This window comes from Deltaproteobacteria bacterium (assembly GCA_019309545.1).
Taxonomy (GTDB): domain Bacteria; phylum Desulfobacterota; class Desulfobaccia; order Desulfobaccales; family Desulfobaccaceae; genus Desulfobacca_B.
Window position 1 is genome coordinate 1 of sequence record JAFDGA010000072.1, and the last position, 3149, is coordinate 3149.

4 protein-coding genes are annotated in these 3149 nt (G+C 53.5%); all 4 read left to right on the forward strand.

What is annotated here, in order from left to right; translation table 11 throughout:
• Positions 1–924 (forward strand): hypothetical protein (locus JRG72_11595; protein ID MBW2135847.1); only part of this gene is annotated, 924 nt, incomplete at its 5' end.
• A gap of 309 nt (positions 925–1233) precedes the next feature.
• A complete protein-coding gene (locus JRG72_11600) occupies positions 1234–1395 on the forward strand; it encodes a Flp family type IVb pilin (GenBank protein MBW2135848.1) in 162 nt (53 codons plus the stop codon).
• 481 nt (positions 1396–1876) lie between these two features.
• Positions 1877–2425 (forward strand): prepilin peptidase, encoded by a 549-nt coding sequence (locus JRG72_11605; GenBank protein ID MBW2135849.1) that lies wholly within the window; start codon positions 1877–1879, stop codon positions 2423–2425.
• Positions 2426–2737: 312 nt separating this feature from the next.
• A partial coding sequence (gene cpaB / locus JRG72_11610; GenBank protein ID MBW2135850.1) for a Flp pilus assembly protein CpaB occupies positions 2738–3149 on the forward strand: 412 nt, incomplete at its 3' end.

Below are 3149 nucleotides of genomic sequence, written 5' to 3' on the forward strand. Positions count from 1 at the left end.
CAGGCAGAATTACAGCGCGCCGTCGATGCCGGGGCCCTGGCCGGGGTCATGGCCATGTTCCCCGAAGTTGGGGTAAAAGATTGTTCCGGCGCGGTGGTTACCGCCAAAAATTATGCCCAAAAAAACAAAGTGGATGGAGAATTACAGGAATTAGGCAATATTACCGCCCAAGTCGGGGAATGGGGCATGAACCCTAATATCCCGGAAAAATATCGGACCTTCACTCCCCTCAGCGGTGAAGAAGCGGAAAAACATGCCAATGCCGTCCAGGTGTGGGCCAGCAAAAACCTGAACCTGTGGTTTGGCCCGCTGCTGGGGGTCAACAACCTGATGGTGAGGGCCACCGCCACCGCCATCTCCGGGATGAGCGGCGCCGCTTATAATCCCGAAGAACTGTTCCCGTTTACTATCAAGGACGACATAGCAGATTCTCTTTTTGGCACAGGGCCGCAAGAAATCTTTATCAATACGCCCGGTGTTAAATATGAGGAAGGGGATAAAAAGATTTTGGATTATGGCTACTGGACCTCTCTGGATGACGAGATTTCGGCCAACCGACCTGAGGTTCAAAAATTACTGGATGGAGAGGTAGTCCGTGAGCCGCTCTATAAGGACGACGGCATCAGGACCAACAACGGGGTTATAAATGTCGAATTAGAACATCTGAAGGGCGTACTCGATGAAAATGGGCCTATTGATGCTATAGTGCCGGTGGTCGAGGAGCACGTGGCCAATCCACCCGGCGCTCCCATTCTCAGGTTTATCAAGGTTAAAATATATGATGCCCAGCCTGCCAGTGAAGGAAAGGGGAAAAAATCCATCACCATGGAATTTGTCGAAGAGGTCCAGCCGGGTGCCAACACCGGCATCGGCGGCAGCCGGTGGAGTAACCTTGACCCGAAACGGCCGGTACTGGTCGATTAGGCCGGGGAGTTCTAGTCAGGGGCGGATGTTGTTCAAAGCTGGCCCGGGTTTTGCGTAAGTTTCGTTCAGATTAAAGTATGGGTGATCACGGGCCGATAAGACCGTTAGGAAAGACTTGGGCCGGCAATGAGCCCAGGCTCAAGGAACATATAAAGCCGGGCAGGGAGGCCCAAAGTATCCGGAAACCCAAATTTTAAAGGAGGTGAAGGGCCGTACGTCCAAAATAATTTACTTAGGTCCGTTTAAGGATTATAAACGTGAACCATTCCACCCAAGCCATTGAGCTGGAAAAAATTTAGGAGGACAAAAATGGAGAGAATCAAAAAGTTCTTTAAAGACGAGTCCGGCGTCACCGCCATTGAGTACGGCCTGATCGCCGCGTTGATCGCGGTGGCGATAATTGTAGCCGTGACAGCCGTAGGTACGTCACTAAACACTATATTTACTAATATATCAGGACAATTACAATAAGCGGGTTAAAGGTCTTGCCGCCCAGAGGGGCCCGGGTTTTTTGCTCGGGCCCTGCTTTCGGTCTCAGAACTAATTACCCTTATAAAATCTCCATTGACCCGCCTTTAGTAAAGGGGGTTAGGGGAGGGAACCCCTAAAAATCCCTCCTTTATCCCCTCTCCCCCGCCGGCGGGGGAGAGGGCGAGGGTGAGGGGGCATTTTAGCTCTTTGATCGCAACTTGGTATAAGGCCCCCAATCATCTATGGCCTGCTGTATAAAAAGACCTTCCAGGATCTGGGGGTTAAGCCTGGGACTACCGTTAAGGATATGAGGTGCACCCATGTGGAAAAATTTTGGCGCCGACGAGTCTGGGGTCACCTCCATTGAATATGCTATCATAGCTTCTCTTATCTTTGATGATGCTGGGGTGGCGTCATGAATTCAGGCCAGGGGAGGTTGGATTACTCTACTTAATCATGACCGGAGGTCGTATCGTCCCTGATGTTCACTGCCTCTATTAACTGGGTGGGAAGCCAGGGCTACCTGGTGTTTCCCCTGCTGCTCAGTCTGTGGATGGCCGCCGGCGACCTGAAAGCCCGGCGGATTCCCAATTATCTCACCCTGGGCACCGCCCTGGCCGGACTGCTTTATCAGGGTTGGGCGCACGGCCTGGTAGGTGTGGCGGACGGTGTGGTGGGCCTGATTATAGGTCTGGCCCTCCTGATAGTGCCTTATCTGATGGGGGGCATGGGGGCCGGGGACGTCAAGGCCCTGGCCGCCCTGGGGGCCTGGCTGGGGCCCAAACTGACCGTGTACCTCTTTGTCTATATGGCCCTGGTCGGCGGGTTGATGGCCTTAGCGGCCTTATGGTGGCGCGGTCTGTTATGGCAGAAGCTGCGCCAGGCCGCGGTCTTTTGTTTAAACTTCATCCTGTGCCGACATGGCGGGGTTGACCCTCACCCCCCGGAGATTTCCAAAACCCCAGGCCTGCCCTACGGCCTGGCGCTGGCTTTGGGAATGGTGATCATTTACTTCCGAGGCCTGAATTAATCAAAGATCCTCAGCCAATTACACCCTCGCGGCGATAACCCGCCCTAATCCAGGCCCAAACGCTAGGATACCGCCTCCTCCGGCGGAATGACTGGATATTCCATTTGATAAATTAACTGATTTATGTTAACGGGAATTATCAGAGCAGGAAAGGATACCGGCAACCCCAATATAAAGTCAAGTATATAGTTGTAGGAGCTTGATTTATCAAGCCCGGTCAAAAGACTGGATAAAAATGCCGGCTTGGAGGGCGCCATAAATTACGCCTCGGCCAATACCTGGCCGCATCAAAATTGAGAGCGAGGCTCCATTATGAAGATCAGCAAAGGACTGGGATTTTTGTTATTGTCCGTCGTCATTGCTCTGGTTGCTACCGTTCTTATCCACCGCTATATCACCATGAAGACCAGGCCTGAGGTCGCGGAAGTCCCCCGCGGTCAGGTATTGATCGCCGAAACCGATATTAACCCCGGCACCCTGCTGGTGAAGCGGCTGGTGCGGGAGGTCTCCTGGCCTTCCGACATTATTCCCCCCCAAGCCATCCGCAGCTTTGACCAGGTCAAGGATCGGGTGGTGATGGTGCCGGTCAGCAAAGGCGAGCCGTTGTTATTTACCAAACTTGCCCCGGAGGGCACTGCCGCGGGACTGGGAGGGATTCTGCAGCCCGATCGACTGGCGGTAACAGTGCGCATCAATGATGTCTCGGGCGTGGCCGGGTTCATCT

Excerpts from the sequence above, each read along its gene's own strand:
- JRG72_11600 (MBW2135848.1), top strand. The coding sequence starts at position 1,234 with ATGGAGAGAATCAAAAAGTTCTTTAAAGACGAGTCCGGCGTCACCGCC.
- JRG72_11605 (MBW2135849.1), top strand. The coding sequence starts at position 1,877 with ATGTTCACTGCCTCTATTAACTGGGTGGGAAGCCAGGGCTACCTGGTG.